This is a genomic window from Pseudoalteromonas sp. Angola-4 (assembly GCF_028599265.1).
Taxonomy (GTDB): Bacteria; Pseudomonadota; Gammaproteobacteria; order Enterobacterales; family Alteromonadaceae; genus Pseudoalteromonas; species Pseudoalteromonas atlantica.
Window position 1 is genome coordinate 249288 of the sequence record NZ_JAQREK010000001.1, and the last position, 20102, is coordinate 269389.

The 20102-nt window shown below is 41.4% G+C and carries 16 protein-coding genes; 12 read left to right on the top strand and 4 right to left on the bottom strand.

The genetic code is table 11. From position 1 onward, the window contains the following. The first annotated feature begins 331 nt into the window (after positions 1–331). A complete protein-coding gene (locus tag PSH48_RS01180; RefSeq protein WP_273610751.1) occupies positions 332–2554 on the top strand; it encodes a TonB-dependent receptor in 2223 nt (740 codons plus the stop codon). Between the two features lie 278 nt (positions 2555–2832). On the opposite strand, the gene PSH48_RS01185 is transcribed toward PSH48_RS01180, so the two are convergent. Next, positions 2833–3597, bottom strand: a complete 765-nt coding sequence (locus PSH48_RS01185; RefSeq protein WP_024031852.1) for an outer membrane protein assembly factor BamD — start codon at positions 3595–3597, stop codon at positions 2833–2835. 141 nt (positions 3598–3738) lie between these two features. Between PSH48_RS01185 and rluD the strand changes: the two genes are divergently transcribed. From rluD to clpB, 3 genes are all read left to right on the top strand, one after another. Then, entirely contained in the window at positions 3739–4716 is a 978-nt protein-coding gene (rluD, locus tag PSH48_RS01190) for a 23S rRNA pseudouridine(1911/1915/1917) synthase RluD (RefSeq protein ID WP_004587336.1), read from the top strand. Beyond that, entirely contained in the window at positions 4716–5447 is a 732-nt protein-coding gene (gene pgeF, locus PSH48_RS01195; protein WP_273610752.1) for a peptidoglycan editing factor PgeF, read from the top strand. The genes rluD and pgeF overlap by 1 nt, the downstream gene beginning before the upstream one ends. 97 nt (positions 5448–5544) lie before the next feature. Then, positions 5545–8121, top strand: a complete 2577-nt coding sequence (gene clpB, locus PSH48_RS01200; RefSeq protein WP_273610753.1) for an ATP-dependent chaperone ClpB — start codon at positions 5545–5547, stop codon at positions 8119–8121. Between the two features lie 46 nt (positions 8122–8167). On the opposite strand, the gene PSH48_RS01205 is transcribed toward clpB, so the two are convergent. Next, positions 8168–9715: a methyl-accepting chemotaxis protein gene (locus PSH48_RS01205; RefSeq protein WP_273610754.1), complete on the bottom strand. Its 1548-nt coding sequence runs from the start codon at positions 9713–9715 to the stop codon at positions 8168–8170. A gap of 615 nt (positions 9716–10330) precedes the next feature. Here PSH48_RS01205 and gshA point away from each other — a divergent pair. Together gshA and PSH48_RS01215 are read left to right on the top strand one after the other, a co-directional pair. After that, complete coding sequence (gene gshA / locus PSH48_RS01210; RefSeq protein ID WP_273610755.1) at positions 10331–11917, top strand: glutamate--cysteine ligase; 1587 nt, start codon at positions 10331–10333, stop codon at positions 11915–11917. Positions 11918–12050: 133 nt separating this feature from the next. Next, positions 12051–12662: a transglycosylase SLT domain-containing protein gene (locus PSH48_RS01215; RefSeq protein WP_024031857.1), complete on the top strand. Its 612-nt coding sequence runs from the start codon at positions 12051–12053 to the stop codon at positions 12660–12662. A gap of 61 nt (positions 12663–12723) precedes the next feature. Here the strand turns inward: PSH48_RS01215 and PSH48_RS01220 are convergent, their stop codons facing one another. Both PSH48_RS01220 and PSH48_RS01225 read right to left on the bottom strand, forming a co-directional pair. After that, complete coding sequence (locus PSH48_RS01220; protein ID WP_004587330.1) at positions 12724–13992, bottom strand: HlyC/CorC family transporter; 1269 nt, start codon at positions 13990–13992, stop codon at positions 12724–12726. Between the two features lie 61 nt (positions 13993–14053). Further along, complete coding sequence (locus tag PSH48_RS01225; protein ID WP_024031858.1) at positions 14054–14860, bottom strand: cytochrome C assembly family protein; 807 nt, start codon at positions 14858–14860, stop codon at positions 14054–14056. 253 nt (positions 14861–15113) lie between these two features. On the opposite strand from PSH48_RS01225, the gene ffh reads away from it, so the two are divergent. The 6 genes from ffh (at position 15114) to tyrA (ending at position 20092) form a co-directional block, all read left to right on the top strand. Next, the gene (gene ffh, locus PSH48_RS01230; RefSeq protein ID WP_024031859.1) at positions 15114–16493 is read left to right on the top strand and encodes a signal recognition particle protein; all 1380 of its coding nucleotides are present in this window, start codon (positions 15114–15116) and stop codon (positions 16491–16493) included. Positions 16494–16743: 250 nt separating this feature from the next. Beyond that, on the top strand, positions 16744–16992 hold the full coding sequence (gene rpsP / locus PSH48_RS01235) for a 30S ribosomal protein S16 (RefSeq protein ID WP_004587327.1): 249 nt from the start codon (positions 16744–16746) through the stop codon (positions 16990–16992). 17 nt (positions 16993–17009) lie between these two features. Next, the gene (gene rimM / locus PSH48_RS01240; RefSeq protein WP_004587326.1) at positions 17010–17546 is read left to right on the top strand and encodes a ribosome maturation factor RimM; all 537 of its coding nucleotides are present in this window, start codon (positions 17010–17012) and stop codon (positions 17544–17546) included. Next, complete coding sequence (gene trmD / locus PSH48_RS01245; RefSeq protein ID WP_004587325.1) at positions 17546–18313, top strand: tRNA (guanosine(37)-N1)-methyltransferase TrmD; 768 nt, start codon at positions 17546–17548, stop codon at positions 18311–18313. Before rimM ends, trmD begins: the two co-directional genes overlap by 1 nt. 33 nt (positions 18314–18346) lie before the next feature. Beyond that, positions 18347–18706: a 50S ribosomal protein L19 gene (rplS, locus tag PSH48_RS01250; protein ID WP_004587324.1), complete on the top strand. Its 360-nt coding sequence runs from the start codon at positions 18347–18349 to the stop codon at positions 18704–18706. 252 nt (positions 18707–18958) lie between these two features. Further along, the gene (gene tyrA, locus PSH48_RS01255; protein ID WP_029773468.1) at positions 18959–20092 is read left to right on the top strand and encodes a bifunctional chorismate mutase/prephenate dehydrogenase; all 1134 of its coding nucleotides are present in this window, start codon (positions 18959–18961) and stop codon (positions 20090–20092) included. Positions 20093–20102: the final 10 nt, after the last annotated feature.

The window sequence follows — 20102 nt, forward strand, 5'->3', positions numbered from 1 at the left end:
ACGAAGCTTTAATTAATGTGCTTTATGGAATAATGGTTCTCTTATATGTAAACATAAAAGGTGCACAAAATTAGAGTGTGTATAACGTGATTACTTTTTAGCAAAAGGCCCATTTTTTTGTGTAGGTTATCCAACAATAATCAAAAGTTATAATTAATTTGTACCTGTATGTTTATTAAATGAAAATTTTTATACATTTCTTCACAAATATGTAATATAATGCCCTTCCAGAGGAAAGATGCTATTAGGCGTCTTTTTTTATGCCCAAAATTTATTGCTCAAGCCAATAAGTTCGCATAACTAAATTATACGGTATCCTTTGGAGAATATTTTGAAACTACGCAAACTCTCACAGTTAAGCCTCGCAATTGTCGCTGCACTAACTACCTCAGTAAATGCTGAAGAAGCTAAAACAACAGCAAAACAAGACGCGTTTGAAAAAATCGAAGTTACAGCTCGTAAACGTACAGAGAGCTTGTTTGAATCTCCAACCGCTATCACATCAATTGGTGCTAACCTAATTGATAAAGCCAATATGAGTAACCTAGAAGATATTGGTAAATACGTTCCAAACTTAAATATCACTCGCTACGGTGTAGGTAATGCGGCGCATGCCTCTGTGTTTATTCGTGGTATTGGTCTACAAGATCACATAATTACAACCGATCCGGGTGTAGGTGTTTATTTAGATGGTGTTTACTTAGGCCGTCAGATGGGGTCAAACTTATCGTTACCAAATGTAGAGCGTGTTGAAGTTCTACGTGGACCTCAAGGTACATTATATGGTCGTAATACCTTAGGTGGTGCAGTAAATGTAATTACTAAGCAACCAGGTGATGAAGGGATTGTTTCAACTACAGCTAAAATTGGTAGCCGCGGACGTATTGCTGGCGATGTATATTTTAATAACTCGCTAACAGATGAAGTAAGTATGTCTGCAAGTGCATCATACAAAACGCGCGATGGTGTTGGTGAAGCTGTCAATTTAGCTAACCCAGAAAAAGAAATTGGTGAAGAAGAAGAGTTTAGCGGTCGCGTAGCCCTTAAATGGCAAGCCAATAGCGATTTAGCGTTTACTTTTTCACTTGACGGTGTTGATAACGAGTCGGGTCAATCGCCTTACACTATTGAGTTAACTGAGCCGCTTGATGCAAATGATGTATTTAATGGTGACTTTCCTTTATTAACACAGGATATGATCCCATCTGACCCTGATGATTTAGGCACTACCGTTGCAGGTATTGAATCTACGTCTTACTCAGGGTGGGGTACGTCATTTACTGCTGATTGGGCAATTGATGATACGTACACGGCTAAATTTATTTCAAGTTACCGTACTTCTGAATACGAAGGTGGACTTGATGATGATGCCTCACCACTTAATTTATCTGAATTCCCAGAAGAGGGTGGTGCAGACCAATACTCGTTTGAAATTCAACTAAATGCGACTTACGACAATATGGACTTTGTATCAGGCCTTTACTTCTTTAATGAAGATGGCTTTACACGTTCAGGTCCATTTGTATTTAGCCCATTCAATACACCTAATGGCTTATTAAACAATGGTGTTACACCTTCATTTGGTGGCTATGGCGATTTTGAAATTAACCAAGAAACAAACTCATACGCTGTATATTTTAATACAAGTTACGATTTAACAGATGATTTAAGTATTGGTGGTGGCCTTCGTTACTCAAAAGATGAGAAAGATGCCGATGCGATTTTCCCAACATTTGCTGAACGTAAATACGTAAGTGCAGAGTTTGACGCTGTAACATGGGATGTAAACGCATCATATCAAATCAGCAATAACATGAATGTTTATGGTCAAATTCAAAAAGGTTACCAAACAGGCGGTTTCCCTCCACGTCCATTTGGCGGCCCCGATCAGTTTGTATCGTTTGATGAAACTAAAGCAATTAACTACGAAATGGGCTTAAAAGGCCAAGTACATGAAAATGTATCTATGATGTTGGCTGTATTTGTAACTGATTACACTGACCTTGCTTTACCATTTTCTGACCCTACTGCAGGCGGTGGTTTTGTAACGATTGTTGAAAATGCAGGTGAGTCTAAAGCGCAAGGTATTGAGCTTGAAACTACCGTTGCCATTACAGACGATTTCACAATTCGCAGCTCTGTAGGTTACTTAGATTCTGAAATTACAGAAGTAGATGCAGGCGTACAAGGTATTGGTAAAGGCGATTCACCGGCATTAACACCACGTTGGACTGTAATGATTGCCCCTTCTTACTTTATGGATTTAGACAGTGGTGCAACCGTTGCATTTAACGCTAACTACTCTTTCAGAAGCGAAATGCAAGGCCAGTCAGTTTACAATGAAAGCGAGACTATTGATTCGCGTGAGTTAGTTGGTTTTAATATTTCTTACACTAACCCTTATGGCGATATGGAAGTAACCTTATACGGTGAAAACGTATTAAACGAGGTTTACGATGTAGGTCGTTTACAGCAGTCAGGTTTTGTTGGTGTAATGCGCAGTAATGACCGTAGCGAGTTTGGTTTAAAATTCAAAAAAGACTTTGAACTTTAATAACCCGCAATGAGTTAATTAAAAGGTAAGCTTAGGCTTACCTTTTTTTTCACCTGTAAAAAGCAAAACTTAGATCAACAGCGAATCTTTTTGTAACAAGCGCTATACAATCGTGTAGTGCAATTGCTATTGATATATTTAGTGTGGTGCGAAGGCTAATCGCTAAGTATTAAAAAGCGCTACAGGCATCAACTAGTCTTATTTTTAGGCAATAAAAAAGCCCTCAGAGAGGGCTTTTAAACAATCAACATAGGTTTAAATAAAAACCTCTGCCATTCTTATTTGTTAGATTCATTGTATTCACGCGTTAGTCTTGCGTGCTCACTTAAATCTGTCAGGCCAAGCTTTTCGTAGCTTTTTTCCATCATCTCAAGCGCAGGCTCTAAATAGCTGCTTTGCGAGTAATGCTCAACAACGTACTTACCACGATTAGCGGCCGCTAGGTAAGCTTCACGTTCGTAGTAGTAATTAGCCACTTTTAGCTCGTAACGCGCCATGCGGTTTAAAAGCCACACTAAGCGACGTTTAGCCTCTGGTGCGTAATCACTTTTTGGAAAGCGTTTTACAAGCGTTGATAAATCGGTAAATGCAACACGTGTACGGTTTGCATCGCGGTCAGCTCTGTCTATACCAAAATACTCTTGGAAGGCATTTTTATCTGCTTTAATGTTAACCAAGCCACGCATGTAGTACATGTAATCTAAATCTTTGTGGTTTGGGTTTAAACGAATAAAGCGGTCAATGGTCGCTAATGCTTGCTCTGTATTACCTGATTGGTAATGGGCATACACTAAATCCATTTGTACTTGCTTTGAGAAAGGGCCAAATGGGTAGCGTGAATCAATAGCGGTTAACAGCTCAATTGCTCGGGCGTATAAACCAGAGTCGAGCGTTTGTTTTGCATCTTCATACAAAGCGTGTGCAGATTTGTTAGGAACGCGTTGGATATCTTCTTGGTCAGGCGCAGAAGAACAGGCCCCTAAAGTAAGTACAGAAGCTGAAAAAACAATGGCGAATGCACGTTTCCCTATTTTATTTATCATTTTATTTGTTACCTTCGATGTCTTCGGCTAGGCCACGGCGGTAAAACCGAGTAAACTATGCGTATTATATTATGCTTTTATTAAAAGCGATTCTAACCCAGTCAGGCACAGCTTGCACTGGTAAATTGGGTAAAGTTACTAATGTCAGAACAAATTTCACTTCAAGCCGAGGTTCCTACCGAGTTAGGTGGTAAACGTCTAGACCAAGTATTAGCGCAATTGTTCCCTGATTATTCACGTTCACGTATAAAAACATGGATACTGGATGATAAAATCACCGTTGACGGTGAAATCTATAACACACCACGAGAAAAACTACTCGGTGGTGAAGTTGTAAATGTTGAAACCAGCATTGAAGCACCACGCGAATACGAAGCACAAGATATCAAATTAAACATTGTTTATGAAGATGATGATATTTTGGTTATCAACAAACCTATGGGCCTAGTCGTTCACCCAGGTGCAGGTAACCCAGATGGCACAGTACTAAATGCATTGCTGCATCATTTTCCGGATATTATTAACGTACCGCGTGCTGGTATTGTGCACCGTCTAGATAAAGACACCACAGGCTTAATGGTGGTGGCTAAAACTATTCAGGCGCAAACACATTTAGTTAAAGCACTGCAAAAACGCGAAAACTTTACGCGTGAATACGAAGCTTTATGTAATGGTACTATGACCGCAGGTGGCATGGTTGAAAAGCCGATTGGCCGTCATCCAACGCAGCGTACACACATGGCAGTTCACGAAATGGGTAAGCCTGCCATTACACATTACCGTGTTGCTGAAAAATTCCGTGCTCATACACGTTTACGCCTTCGTCTTGAAACCGGACGTACACACCAAATTCGTGTTCATATGGCGTATATCAACCACCCGTTAATTGGCGATAGAGCCTACGGCGGGCGTCCTCGTCCACCTAAAGGTGCTACGCCAGAGCTGTTTGAAATGTTACGTACATTTAATCGCCAAGCCTTACACGCAGTAAAATTGAGTATTGCGCACCCTATTACGGGCGAGATGATGACCTGGCAAGCGCCTATTCCAGATGACATGGTGGCAATGACTCAGGTGCTTAGAGAAGATACCAAAGCTAACCCTAACATAGAGTATTAATGGCTTTTTTGTCAGCACCTTGGCCTAATTTAACCTCGGTAGGTACGCTCAGTACCACACGAGAAGGCGGCGTGTCAAAGCCGCCTTTTAATAGCTTAAATTTAGGCCTACATGTTGATGATGATCCAGAGCATGTGCTAAAAAACCGTGCTTTGGTTGAGCAATCCCTGCCAAACCCGCCACTGTGGCTTAATCAAGTGCATAGTGGCGATGTGCTCTGCGTTGATGCAGATTTTAATTTTCAAACATTACACAGTGCTGATGCGTTGTATACAAAAGTTAAAAATCAGCCTCTTGCTATTATGAGTGCAGATTGCCTGCCTATTCTGTTTGCAAGTCATGATGGCCATGAAGTTGCAGCAGTGCATGGTGGTTGGCGCGGCCTTGAAAAAGGGATCATAAAAAATACGCTTGCCTGTTTTAGCGCGCCTAGTAAGCAAATATTTGCGTGGCTTGGGCCTGCTATTGGTGCTGAGCAATTTGAAGTTGGTGCCGAGGTTGCTACGCGATTTATTGCAAAATCCTCGTTGTTTAAAGAGGCGTTTAAATTACAAAGCAATAATAAATACTTGTGCGATATTTACCTAATCGCTCGCATTGAGCTTGAGCAATTAGGCGTTATTAATATTAGCGGAGGCGATTATTGTACTGTTTCTCAGCCATCATTGTTTTTCTCTTATCGGCGAGAAGGTAAAACAGGACGTATGGCAAGTTTGATCTGGCGCAAATAAAACACTATTTCCCCACAATATTCTTCTTAACACCTTGAACAATTCTATTAACATACCCATTTATTAAGCAATTAGTTTATTAAATAGGTAAACCCTCATGCGTTTAGATAGATTCACAAGTAAATTTCAATCTGCGCTTTCAGATGCTCAGTCGCTAGCATTAGGGCGCGATCATCAATTTATTGAACCCGTACATTTAATGTATGCGCTTTTACAGCAAAATGGCTCTAGCGTGCGCGCCTTGCTTGCACAAGCAGGCGTGAGTGCGGATGAGCTCAACACCAAGCTTTCTCAAGAAATAGAAAAGCTGTTTAAAGTTGAAGGAGTAGGGGGCGACGTACAGCTTTCTAATAACATGGCTTCGCTTATTAACTTATGTGATAAGTACGCGCAAAAACGTAAAGATAAGTATATTTCGAGCGAATTATTTGTATTAGCGGCCTGTGACGACAAAGGCCCTTTAGGTGATATTTTTAGAGCGCTTAATATCACTGCAACTAAAATAGAAAGTGCCATAAAAGCAATTCGCGGTGGCCAAAAGGTCGATGATCCTAACGCCGAAGAAACCCGACAAGCACTTGAAAAATACACCATTGATTTAACCGAGCGCGCAGAGCAAGGTAAGCTCGACCCCGTTATTGGGCGAGATGACGAAATTCGTCGCACGATTCAAGTTTTGCAGCGCCGTACTAAAAATAACCCCGTGCTTATTGGTGAGCCAGGGGTAGGTAAAACGGCCATTGCTGAGGGGTTAGCACAGCGCATTATAAATGGCGAAGTGCCAGAGGGCCTAAAAAGCAAGCGTGTTTTATCGCTAGATTTAGGCGCGCTGGTGGCGGGTGCTAAATACCGCGGTGAATTTGAAGAGCGTTTAAAATCAGTGCTCAACGAGCTGGCTAAAGAAGAAGGCCAAGTGATTTTATTTATTGATGAAATTCACACTATGGTGGGCGCAGGTAAAACCGACGGCGCTATGGATGCTGGCAATATGTTGAAGCCAGCGCTTGCTAGAGGGGAGCTACACTGTGTGGGCGCCACTACGCTTGATGAATACCGCCAATACATAGAAAAAGATGCCGCACTTGAGCGTCGTTTTCAAAAAGTATTGGTTGAAGAGCCCTCAGTTGAAGACACAATTGCCATTTTACGCGGCTTAAAAGAGCGCTACGAGTTACATCACTCTGTGGATATTACCGACCCGGCAATTGTCGCCGCTGCGCATTTATCGCACCGTTATATTAGTGACCGACAATTACCAGATAAAGCTATTGATTTAATTGACGAGGCTGGCTCGTCAATTCGTTTGCAAATAGATTCTAAGCCTGAGTCTTTAGATAAGCTTGAGCGCCGTATTATTCAATTAAAACTTGAAGATAACGCTTTAGCTAAAGAAAAAGACGATGCAAGCCAAAAGCGGCGCAGCGAAATGCAGCAGCTCATTACCGACTTAGAAGCGCAATACCGAGAGCTTGATGAAGTATGGAATGCAGAAAAAGCCTCGTTACAAGGCACGCAAGTAATTAAAGCTGAGCTTGAACAAGCGCGCCTTGATTTAGAGGTTGCCCGCCGAGCGAGCGATTTACAGCGTATGTCGGAGCTGCAATACGGAAGAATTCCAGAGCTTGAGCGAAAACTTGATTTAGCCTCGCAAGCTGAAATGCAAGAAATGAGCTTACTAAAAAACCAAGTAGGCGAAGACGAAATTGCAGAAATACTTTCTCGTTGGACCGGGATCCCAGTATCGCGAATGCTGCAAGGTGAGCGAGAAAAACTGTTACAAATGGAAGAGCAACTTCACAGTAAAGTGATAGGGCAGGACGAAGCAGTTGTAGCGGTCGCGAATGCGATACGACGCTCTCGTGCGGGGCTTGCCGATCCTAATCGACCAATAGGATCATTTTTATTTTTAGGACCCACTGGGGTGGGTAAAACAGAGCTTACTAAAGCGCTTGCAGGTTTTATGTTCGATACGGAAGATGCCATGGTGCGTATCGACATGTCAGAGTTTATGGAAAAACACGCTGTAGCACGTTTAGTGGGGGCGCCTCCCGGTTATGTTGGTTACGAAGAAGGCGGCTATTTAACCGAAGCCGTTCGCCGTAAGCCTTATTCTGTAATTTTGCTTGATGAAATAGAAAAAGCGCATCCCGATGTATTTAATATTTTATTGCAGGTACTCGATGATGGCCGCCTTACTGATGGGCAAGGGCGTACGGTTGATTTTAAAAATACGGTTATTATTATGACCTCAAATTTAGGCTCAGATATTATTCAAGAGCAAGCGGGTACAAACGACTACGCAACGCTTAAGAGCAAAGTTATGAATGTGCTCGTTAACGAATTTAGGCCAGAATTTATAAACCGTATTGATGAAACTGTCGTATTTCATCCGCTTGCCAATGAGCATATTAAAGAAATTGCCGATATTCAGCTTGTTAAATTGCGTGAGCGTTTAACAGAAATGGGCTACTTATTAGAGATCAGTGATGCGGCGCTTGAAAAAATTGCCTCTAGCGGGTTCGACCCTGTTTACGGTGCTCGGCCATTAAAACGAGCTATTCAGCAAAAAATTGAAAACCCACTGGCTCAGCAGCTATTAGGGGGGGAGTACAACCCTGGTGATATTGTCGTGATAGATGCAAATGAGCAAGGCCTGATTTTTTCAAAACGCTAATATAGACGCACAATAAGCCGCCAAGCAGGCGGCTTATTGCATTGCTTTATACTTTAAATGTATAGAGTAGGTTGTTTACTTTTTGAGAGCCGGCAACTAATTCTGCGGCATCTTTAGCAACGTCATAACTTAAAGCTAAGTTTTCGTTACTCACCTCTTTTATATTATCTACATTATTAGCAATATCATGGCTCACCATCTGCTGCTCCTCTGCAGCCGTCGATATACTGTTTGTAAGTAATGCTATTTCACTAATTTGATTGAATATACTATCGAGCTCTTGGTGTGTTTGCTTGGTTGTTTGTACGCAGCCCTCAGCTTGTAGTTTTGTACTTTGCATTACCTTTGACCAATTAACCAATGTATCTTGTATATCTTTAATCGAGCTGTGAATTTGCCCCGTAGCACTTTGCGTACGAGAAGAAAGAGCACGTACTTCATCAGCAACTACGGCAAAACCACGGCCATGCTCGGCTGCTCTTGCGGCTTCTATTGCTGCATTAAGCGCTAGTAAATTGGTTTGCTCAGCAATACCTTCTATCTCATTCATTACTTGGCCTATTTTATCTGCTTCTTGCGCGAGGTTATTAGCCGTATTGGCAGCATGATCTACGTGAGTTGCCAGCTCAGATACCATTTTTTTGTTATCAGCAATATGTTGTTTTATATCCGCGCAGCTGTGCTGAGTAGAATTAACTTTGTCGGCGGTAGTTGTTGTACTATTAGAAATCTCACCAATAGTGGCGGTCATTTGCGCCATAGCAGTGGCGATTTGTGTAAGCTGTGTGCTTTGCGCCTCAATGCCTTTTTCGGTGAGCGTCGATTTATCATCTAGGTTTTCAGCAATGTTATTAAAGGCATAGGTAGCATCTTTTACGCGGCCCAATACAGTTCTGAGCTTAGCAAGTAACATTTGCTCTTTATAGTCACTCACACTTAGCGGTGAGTTATCGCAAAAAACATAGCGCGAGATAGAGTCAGAATGCTGTTTATAGGTGTTTAATTTAGCAGGGGTTGCCACAAGCTCTTGATAATTTAAGGCCAAAATAAGCACGCAAATTAATACGTTGATAACCGCTGCGATGGTTGAAAAGGCAAACCCACTCATTATTAGCCAGCTAAATACAATGGCTAACGTAAGCATTTGGCGCAAGTGTGTGCGTTCTTTAAAATTAAAAGCGGCTTTACCGCTATTTAATTTTTCGTATAGTTTATGGGCTGTTAAAACATGTTTTTTATCTGGTTTTGTACGTACAGATTGATAGCCAACTAACTGATCACCTTCAAAGATAGGGGTTACAAATGCATCAACCCAGTAATAGCGCCCATCTTTACATCGATTTTTTACTATGGCGCGCCATGAGTGGCCGCTTTTTAGCGTACTCCACATTTCTTTAAATGCTGCTTTGGGCATATCTGGGTGACGCACAATATTATGATTTTTACCAACGAGCTCCTGGGCACTAAAGCCTGCTACATCGCAAAATGCCTTATTTGCATACGTAATGACTCCTCGTAAATCGGTCGTGGATACCAATTGCTGAGCATCACTAAAGTGAACCTCTTCATTTATTAAGCTTTGATTATGACGCATGTTAGTTTTAACCATCCTTTTTAATTAACTTGTCATTGTATTGGGTAAACAAAAGGAGGTGAAGTAAAGGTGCTGCGCTAAATAAAATTGTCATCAAAATTGCGACTTTTTATGATCTATATCAAATACTGCGTTTAAAATGTTAAAGCTTATGAAGTGTAATCTATTAATGCAGGGTCTTTATGTTTGGGGCGTGAGGGTTTTTGGTGGCTGAATTTACAGCAGTGTGTTTGGTTTTTAGGCAAGGGGTATGAGCAGGACGCGAAAGCTTTGTTCGGTTTTTACTTATTCTTACATGGATGTAAGTCATTAGAATAACGCAGGGCAGTTATCGAGCCCATTAGGTTACAAATATCGCGCTGCAATTGAATCGCCCTTAGTTTGGACAAATTTCAATTCACAAAGGCCAACACGCCCTAGCAAAGCGATTGTATATTAGCGTGAGCAGTGGCAAGATTAGCTTGCTGGTTGATGCTTGTTGTATCAAGCGCATGCTCAACAGGGTAAATAGCTAAAAATTTTGAAAAATTATATTGTTCTTAACAATTTAATCTTGAGTATGGGCAATTAGCCCCCATAACCCTAAGATTAAGCCACGTGGCCGAGGAAGCATTTTTGACTATACATGATTTATCTAGCGCGCTAAACGCGTTATCAGCAACACCGCATCAGCACGCAATTAAAGGGATCAAACGTGGTATTGAGCGAGAGTCGTTGCGTATTAAAGGTAATGGCGCCATTTCCACTTTAGGACATCCTAAAGGCGTAGGTAGTGCATTAACAAACGGACATATTACTACCGACTTTTCAGAGTCATTACTTGAATTTATTACCCCTGTTAGTGAATCAGCGACAGAAACCTTAGCGCAATTAAAAGACCTGCAAAAGTTTACACTTGAGCACATGGGTGATGAGCTTTTATGGCCCATCAGTATGCCATGCTTTATTGAAGAGCAAGATGACATCGTACTGGCTCAATTTGGTAACTCAAATACTGCGCGTATGAAAACCCTATACCGTGAAGGATTAAAAAACCGTTACGGTAGTATGATGCAAGCGATTGCGGGTGTTCATTTTAATATTTCTTTTCCAGAAACACTTTGGCAATCTTTACACACCTTAAAGCAAAGTGAGCAAAGCCTAGAAGCATTTATTTCGGATGGTTATTTAGCGCTTATTCGTAATTTTAAACGCGAGCTTTGGTTAATTAGTTACTTGTTTGGTGCCTCACCTGCATTATGTAATTCTTTTTTACAAGGTCGCAAAACTGACCTACCGTTTAAAAAGCTAGGTAAAGGCACACTTTATTTAGAAGTAGGAACCGCGCTACGCTTGGGTGATTTAGGTTACACCAACAGTGCGCAATCTTCATTACGCGTAATGTATAACTCGCTTGATGAGTACGTTGCAGGGCTTAAAAAAGCAATCAACACGCCTTCTGACTTATATGGCGATATTGACGACTACACCACAGCAACACCTAAGCAGCTTAATAAAAATATTCTGCAAATCGAAAACGAATTTTATTCGCCGATCCGCCCTAAACGTAATGCTAAAAGTGGTGAAAAACCAACGGATGCATTATTAAGAGCAGGCATTGAATATGTTGAAATTAGAGCGCTGGATGTAAACCCGTTTAGTGAAACCGGCATTGATATAGAGCAAATTCATTTTTTAGATGTGTTTTTAACGTATTGTTTGTTAAAAGACTCTCCAGAAATGCAGTGGAAAGAGCAAGCCCGCAGCACAGAGAATTTAGATACAGTGGTTAATCAGGGGCGTCAGTTAGGTGTTATGCTTAACGACAACAACCAACAGCGTACGTTACAAAGTTGGGGGAGAGAAATTTTTGACCAACTAAGTGAAGTCGCTGAGCATATGGATAAGGCGTATGGAGTGACCTATTACAGCGAAACCATCGCACAAATGGCTACTTGGGTTGATAACCCAGCGCTGACTTTTTCAGGGCGCTATGTGCGCGAGCTAGAAAGTGCGGGTATAGATAACGGTTTATTTGCTATTCAATTAGCTAATAAATATAAGCAAAGCCATGCGCAAGCCAACTACAATGTGTTTTCTAAAGAATGGCTAGAGCAACAAGTTGTTCTCTCGGATAAAGCGCGAGAAGAAATAGAGCGCGCCGACACGCTAAGCTTTACTGACTTTTTAGATGAATATTTTAATGCCAAAGCACCCGCTTAAGTTTTTTTAAGCAAAAAAAACGCAGCCCAAGGTGGCTGCGTAAATATTCTTCAGGGATGAAACAATGCTATACTGCTGCATTCATATACTCAGACCCACGCTTTTTTAAAAAGTTCAGTGAGATCTTATAAAAATGAAAAAAAATGCAATTATTTTATCTTTTGCCCTCTCTTTAGCTGGGTGTGCCACTGCGCCGCCAAAGCAACCTAATGATCTTTGTAAAATTTTTGAAGAAAAGTCAGATTGGTACTTTGATGCAAAAGATGCACAAGAAAAATGGGGCTCACCTAAACATGTTCTTATGAGCATGATGTACCAAGAAAGTTCGTTTCGTCATGATGCCGCACCACCCATGGAGTATTTTTTATGGATAATTCCAACTGGGCGTGCCAGTGATGCTTACGGGTACTCACAAGCAAAAACTCCAACTTGGTCTGACTATATTCGTGAAACGGGTAACAGTGGGGCTGATAGAGATGATTTTGACGATGCAATCGACTTTATGGCATGGTTTGTTTATAAAACACATAAAGTAAATGGTATCTCTAAGTGGGATGCTTACGCCCAATACTTAAATTATCACGAAGGGTGGGGCGGTTATAAACGCGGTACCTATAAAAAGAAAAAGTGGCTAATGAGTGTTGCTAATAAAGTAAAACACCGCGCAAGCCGTTATGGTGCGCAGCTTAAACGTTGTGAAGAGGAGCTTGATAAAGGCTGGTTTGAGCGACTGCTTTTTGGCTAACTACATATCTTAAAAGCAAAAAAAGGAGCCAAGGCTCCTTTTTTTAATGCATTATTTAAACTTACAACTTACGTTGATTTGGCTTAATTTTTACCTGTTTGATCATATTCTCTTTTACCTCTAACACCTCAACAGGGTAGCCGGCTATTTTAAGGCTTAAATTAGCATCTGGAATATCTTCTAGGTATTCCACAATTAAACCGCTGAGTGTTTTAGGGCCATCAAGAGGAAACTCCCAGCCCATCTCTTTGTTTAAGTCGCGCACGTTAGCGCCGCCATCAACAAGGTAAGAGCCATCGCTTTGTGTGGTCACTTCTTCACTTGGCGTACGTGTTTGCGTGGTAGTAAAATCGCCAACCACTTCTTCAAGAATATCCTCAAGGGTTACGAGACCTTGTATGTCGCCATATTCATCAACCACTATACCAATACGTTCTTTTGATTGTTGGAACTTTAATAGCTGGGTATTTAGGGACGTCCCCTCAGGAATAAAGTAAATCTCACGTACAGCACGCAATAATGACGGTTTATCAAATTGCTCTTTGGTTAAAAGACGAAGAGCGTCACGCGAATGGATAAAACCTACCGCGTCATCAATATTGTCGCGATAAAGTAATACACGGGTGTGCTGAGCATGAGTTAATTGGCGGCTAATGAGCTTCCAATCGTCGTTAATATCAATCGCCACTATTTCGTTACGAGGGATCATAATATCTTCAACGGTCACTTGCTCTAAGTCTAAAATAGAGGTCAGCATGCTTTGGTGACGAGCTGGCAGTAATGCGCCTGACTCATTCACCACTGTTTTAAGCTCTTCTTTACTCATGCTGTGCTCATCTATTTGTGCTGAGCTGATACCAAATAGACGTAAAATACCGTTGGTCATCCAGTTAACAACAACCACAAATGGGAATAGTATTTTGAGTAACCCTTTGAGAATTATAGAGCTTGGAAAGGCTACTTTTTCAGGGTACAACGCAGCAAGCGTTTTTGGGGTTACTTCTGCAAATATTAGTACGACTAGCGTTAACACACCGGTTGCAATACCAATACCTAAATCACCGTATAAACGAATACCAATGATAGTGGCTACCTGGGCAGCAGCGATATTTACAAGGTTGTTACCAATTAATATTAGGCCAATGAGTCTATCAGGACGGCTAAGTAATTTACTGACTCGTTTAGCTGCGCGATGTTCCTCTTTTGCAAGGTGGCGCAAGCGTATACGATTAATTGACATGATCCCGGTTTCTGAACCCGAGAAATAAGCAGAAAAAAGCACCAATAAACCTAAAATGATAAACAAGGTACTTGTCGATATGTCGTCCAACGATGGATCCTTTTTTTATAAACCAATGCGTATTAAGCTAGAGTGAGCTGACAGAGTCAAGTTAAAACTTATTTAACACCACTTCTTGTATAAAACGGCTGCCAAAATAAGCAAGTGTGAGGATAAATGCAGCGACCATGATGGTAATAACCACAGGTTTACCACGCCAGCCTTTTTTCATGTGCCCAAGCGCAACAGTGACAAAAATAACCCATGCGACAAGCGATAAAATGGTTTTATGGATAAATTCTTTTGCAAACATCCCATCTAAAAACACAAACCCTGTTAATAAGGCAAAGGTAAGTAACACCGTACCTAAGTTTAATAGTTGATAGAGCTGACGTTCTACCACCATTAATGGTGGCAAATGGCTGTGCACAATTGCTAAATCTTTACGTTTTAAGCGTTTATCAATAAAGTAAAACTGCACGCCGTATAAAGTGGCAATAATTAACACGCAATATGCTAATAGTGATAGCGATATATGTGTAATAAGGCCTATTTCAATATTAAAGCTTTGTAATAAAATATGGTGCGGTATAAACAAACTCGCAATGGTGAGTAGGGCTGCAAAGCCATAGACGACCGGTAATAGCAATGTAGCAGGGAACTTTAACGACACAGCAGTAACCGACACCACAATAACCCAGCAGGTCAGCAGTGCAACATTAACAATACTTAAATCTTGCCCGTCGGAGCGAAACACCGAATTAACCAACAGCAGCATGTGCGCTAGTATAGCCACGGTACTTAAAATAACCGTTACCTTTTGGCTAGGACCTTGTTGATGAAACAGGCGTGTTAACACGTGAGACGTTGCTAACACATAAAATAAACTGGCAATAATAGTTAAACTAATAATCAGCATTGTGCTTGGGCCACTTATAATTAGAGTCAAATAATTCTTGTTGTTATAAACACATTGTATTTTATAGCAAAGCAATTGCATAGACCTAAAAAAAGAAACTCAATAAGCTGTGCTTCAATACTGTATTGTGCGCCATCATTTACGGTATACTGTTTTTAATTGAAATTTAATACTATTGCTCCCATCTAATAAGTAAAATGCAAATAAGCGTGAGCTTATTGGGTCAATATAAACGTCTTATCGGAACCGTTACATGTTTGAGAACCTCCAAGAACGATTAGGTAAAACCTTAAAAAATATTAGTGGCCGCGGCCGTTTAACAGAAGACAACATTAAAGATACGTTACGTGAAGTACGTATGGCGTTTTTAGAAGCTGACGTTGCGTTGCCTGTTGTTCGCGAGTTTGTAAAGCAAGTTAAAGAACGTGCCGTAGGTGTTGAAGTAACTAAAAGCTTAAGCCCTGGCCAAGTATTTATAAAAATAGTGCGCGAAGAGCTTGAAAAAGCGATGGGTGAAGCCAACGAAGAGCTTAGCCTAAATGCACAGCCGCCAGCCGTTGTTATGATGGCTGGTTTACAAGGTGCGGGTAAAACAACCAGTGTTGGTAAGCTTGCTAAGTTTTTAAAAGAGCGTAAGAAAAAGTCAGTGCTAGTTGTTAGTGCCGATGTATACCGTCCGGCGGCTATTAAACAGCTTGAAACACTTGCCAGCGAAGTTGACGTGGATTTTTTCCCAAGTGATATTTCGCAAAAGCCAGTAGATATCGCCACCGCTGCTATTTCTCATGCTAAAAAGAAATTTATAGACGTTGTTTTAGTCGATACCGCCGGCCGTTTGCACGTAGATAACGAAATGATGGGCGAAATTAAAGACCTTCATAAAGCAATCAACCCAATCGAAACATTATTTGTGGTTGATGCAATGACGGGTCAAGATGCGGCGAATACCGCTAAAGCATTTGATGAAGCGTTACCTTTAACCGGTGTTATTCTAACTAAAACAGATGGTGATGCACGCGGTGGTGCTGCTTTATCTATTCGCCATATTACCGGCAAGCCAATTAAATTTATGGGTGTGGGTGAGCGTACGGATGCACTAGAGCCTTTCCATCCCGATCGTATCGCATCGCGTATTTTAGGCATGGGGGATGTACTTTCATTAATCGAAGAAGTCGAAATGAAAGTCGATAAGGAAAAAGCAGCTAAGGTCGCTGAAAAAGTATTTAAAGGCAACGGCTTTACCCTTGATGACTTTGCAGAGCAATTAAAGCAAATGAAAAATATGGGTGGCATGATGTCGATGCTAGATAAGCTGCCTGGTATGCAAAACTTACCCGATGCTGTAAAAGGCCAAATGGGTGACAAAACCTTCATTCAAATGGAAGCAATCATCAGCTCTATGACCAAACAAGAGCGTGCGCGTCCTGAGATTATTAAAGGCTCCCGTAAAAAACGTATAGCCGCAGGCTCTGGTACACAGGTACAAGAGATAAATAAACTGCTAAAACAGTTTACGCAAATGCAAAAAATGATGAAAAAAATGAAAGGTAAAGGCGGCATGCAAAAAATGATGCGCGGCATGAAAGGCATGTTACCACCTGGAATGATGGGTGGCGGTGGCCCTAAATTTTAATATAGCGCTTAAATAGCCGCTATATAATGTATAACAAAAGGGCTAATTGGCCCTTTTTTGTTGAATAAATTATGCGTGTGGTGCATGATAATCTATTAATTGTGGCTCAGATCACAGTTTAACCTACTAAAGTGGCTTTTTGCTTCACTTCTTACTTGCATTGTTGCTAAAAACTCGTACAATTCCCCAGCTCCCCATACTGGGGAGTAAATCTTATTAATGAAAACAGTCAATCTATTTAGAGGACGGTATGGTAACTATTCGTTTGCAACGTGGTGGCGCTAAAAAACGCCCTTTCTATCAAATTGTGGTTGCGGATAGCCGTTTCTCGCGTGACGGTCGCTTCATCGAGAAAATTGGTTTCTTTAACCCAATTGCTTCAGGTCAAGAAGAAAAACTTCGTTTAGATTTACCTCGTGTTGATCACTGGGTAGGTCAGGGCGCAGGTCTTTCTGATCGTGTAGCTAAGTTAGTTAAAGACGCTCGTAAAGCGGCTTAATAGGCGTAAGTGTAACCATGAGTCAAGAGAACACCTCATCAATTATTGTCGTAGGAAAGCTCGGTGCCCCATATGGTATAAAGGGCTGGCTTAAGGTACATTCATTTACTGATGATCCCCAAGGGATCTTCGATTTCAGCCCGTGGTTGATAGGGCAACAAGGTAAATGGCAGACCTTAGAAGTGGTCGACTGGCGTCGCCACAACAAAGGCTTTATCGCTAAAATTGCACAAGTAAACGACAGAGACGAAGCAATGGCTTATACCCATGCAGAAATATCTGTTGATTCAGCGCAATTACCAGAACTCCCGCAAGGCGAGTTTTATTGGCGAGATCTCATTGGCATGTCGGTTGTAACTGATAAAGGTTACAATTTAGGCACTGTTGATGACCTGATGGAGACAGGATCGAATGACGTACTGGTTGTTAAGGCAAACAGTAAAGATGCATTTGGTCAAGCTGAGCGTTTGATTCCTTTTTTAACTGATTCAGTAATTAAAGAAGTTAAATACGAAGCGAGAGAAATTACCGTAGACTGGGATCCTGGGTTTTAATGACTCAAACTAGTTCATTATGGGTAGGGGTGATAAGCCTTTTCCCAGACATGTTTGATGCTATTACACACCAAGGTGTCACTGGTCGCGCAGTGAAAAATGGCTTAATTGACTTTAACTGCTGGAATCCACGTGACTATGCTTTAGATAAGCACAGAACCGTAGATGACCGTCCTTACGGGGGCGGCCCAGGTATGTTAATGATGGTTGAACCATTAAAACAAGCCATTCTTGACGCTAAAAAAGCGGCAGGTGATGGCGCAAAAGTAATTTATATGTCCCCGCAAGGGCGCAAATTAGATCAGCAAGGGGCTAGCGAACTCGCAAACTCTGAAAAGCTGATTTTGATTGCCGGTCGCTATGAAGGTATAGACGAGAGAATAATAGAGTCATACGTTGACGAAGAATGGTCAATTGGTGATTTTATTTTGAGTGGTGGTGAATTACCTGCCATGACATTAATTGATGCAGTAGCGCGATTAGTGCCAGGCGTGTTAGGTCATAACCAGTCAGCAGAGCAAGACTCATTTTCGGATGGCTTGCTAGATTGTCCTCACTATACACGGCCAGAAACATTGGACGACAAACAGGTGCCTGCTGTACTACTCAGTGGAAACCACCAAGAGATAGCAAAATGGCGGCTTAAGCAGTCATTAGGCAGAACTTGGCTACGACGTCCTGACTTGTTGCATAACCTAGCTCTGACTGAGGAGCAAGCGGTATTACTCGCACAATTTCAGCAAGAGTACCAAAAAGCTTGTGGCTAGAAGACAGTTACACCTAGGAAAGTGAGAAACATAATGGCAAAAGTAAACCAAAATATTATTAAAGCGCTTGAAGAAGAGCAGCTTAAAACAGACGTACCAGCATTCGGCGCTGGTGATACAGTAGTTGTACAGGTACGTGTAAAAGAAGGTAACAAAGAGCGTCTACAGGCCTTTGAAGGTGTTGTAATCGCTAAGCGTAATCGTGGTCTTCACTCAGCATTCACAGTTCGTAAAATTTCGAGCGGTGAAGGTGTTGAGCGTGTATTCCAAACGCACAGCCCTCTTATTGATAGCGTAACAGTTAAGCGTCGCGGTGCGGTTCGTCGTGCTAAGCTTTACTACCTACGTGAGCGTTCTGGTAAATCTGCACGTATTAGAGAAAAACTTAACTAATACGCGCTGTTTATCAACGCAAAGAAAACGGGTTGCAGCCTCACGGTTGCAACCCGTTTTGGTTTTTAAAGCATTAAATAACATACTACCTCTTCACAAAAGCACCCCTCTGTATTAAGTAATCTTCACTCGCGTTGTTACATTAGCCTTTTAACCCATACTTGATCCTGTTAGTATTTAACGTATTGATTAGTTTACTTAAATGTAAATATATATTTACGAAATGAGTTGTTTATAGGTGGAATGAGAAACGTGGCTGAATTAAGTGATTTATCACAATTACGAGATGGCATTGATGAATGCGATGCGCAATTAGTTGCTTTACTTGCAAAGCGAAATGCAATAACCCAAAAAATTGGTGCTATTAAGCAGCAAAATGGCGCCCCCCTGCATGCCCCTGAAAGAGAAGCGGCTTTGCTCGCTGCTCGTCGTGATGAAGCGATTAAACAAGGAGTCAGCCCTGAACTTGTTGAAGACATATTAAGGCGCATGATGCGCGAAGCCTATCAAAACCAACAAGCTAAACTTGCCTGTGCAGCCCCTGATTTATCACCTATTGTAATTGTAGGTGGGCAAGGGGCAATGGGCCAGTTATTTGCTCAGCAGTTTATTCGTTCAGGTTATGAAGTTAAGATTTTAGATAAAGATCAGCAAAACGATGCTAAAGCCATTTTAGCTGGCGCAAAATTAGTGATGATCAGCGTGCCTATCAATGCACTTGAGGCCGTTGTTGCTAAGCTACCTAAACTTGATGATGACTGTTTGCTTGTTGATATTACCTCAGTTAAGCAATCACCCATTAAGGCATTAAAGGCGGCGCACTCTGGGCCCGTTGTTGGCCTGCACCCTATGTTTGGCCCTGATATTTCTCACTGGGTTAAACAAACTGTTGTTGTGTGTGAAGGCCGAGCGCATGATGCTGCAAAAGGCTTACTACAGCAGTTGCAAGTATGGGGTTGCCAACTTGTTGAGCTAGATGCTAAAAAGCATGATGAAGCAATGCAAATTATACAAGTAATGCGCCACTTAACGACCTTTGTTTATGGGCAGTTTTTAGCAAAGCAAAGCCATACGCTTGAGGAGCTAAGAAGCTGCTCGTCTCCTATTTATCAGTTAGAGCTGATGATGGTAGGGCGCTTATTTGCACAATCTCCTGAGCTATACTCAGATATAATGTTGGCCCAGTTTGATAATGTTGAGAGTTTATTAGCGCAGTATCAAGAGACCTTTGCACAAACTCTTGAAAAGCTAAAAGCGGGAGATAAAGGCGCACTCATCGATGCATTTGCTGATGCTAAAGCGTATTTTTCAGACTCGACCGCGCACTTTTTAACGCAAAGCCGTAGCCTGCTAAATAAAGCAAATGACGCCAAGGTATTAGATTAAAAGGGTTAAA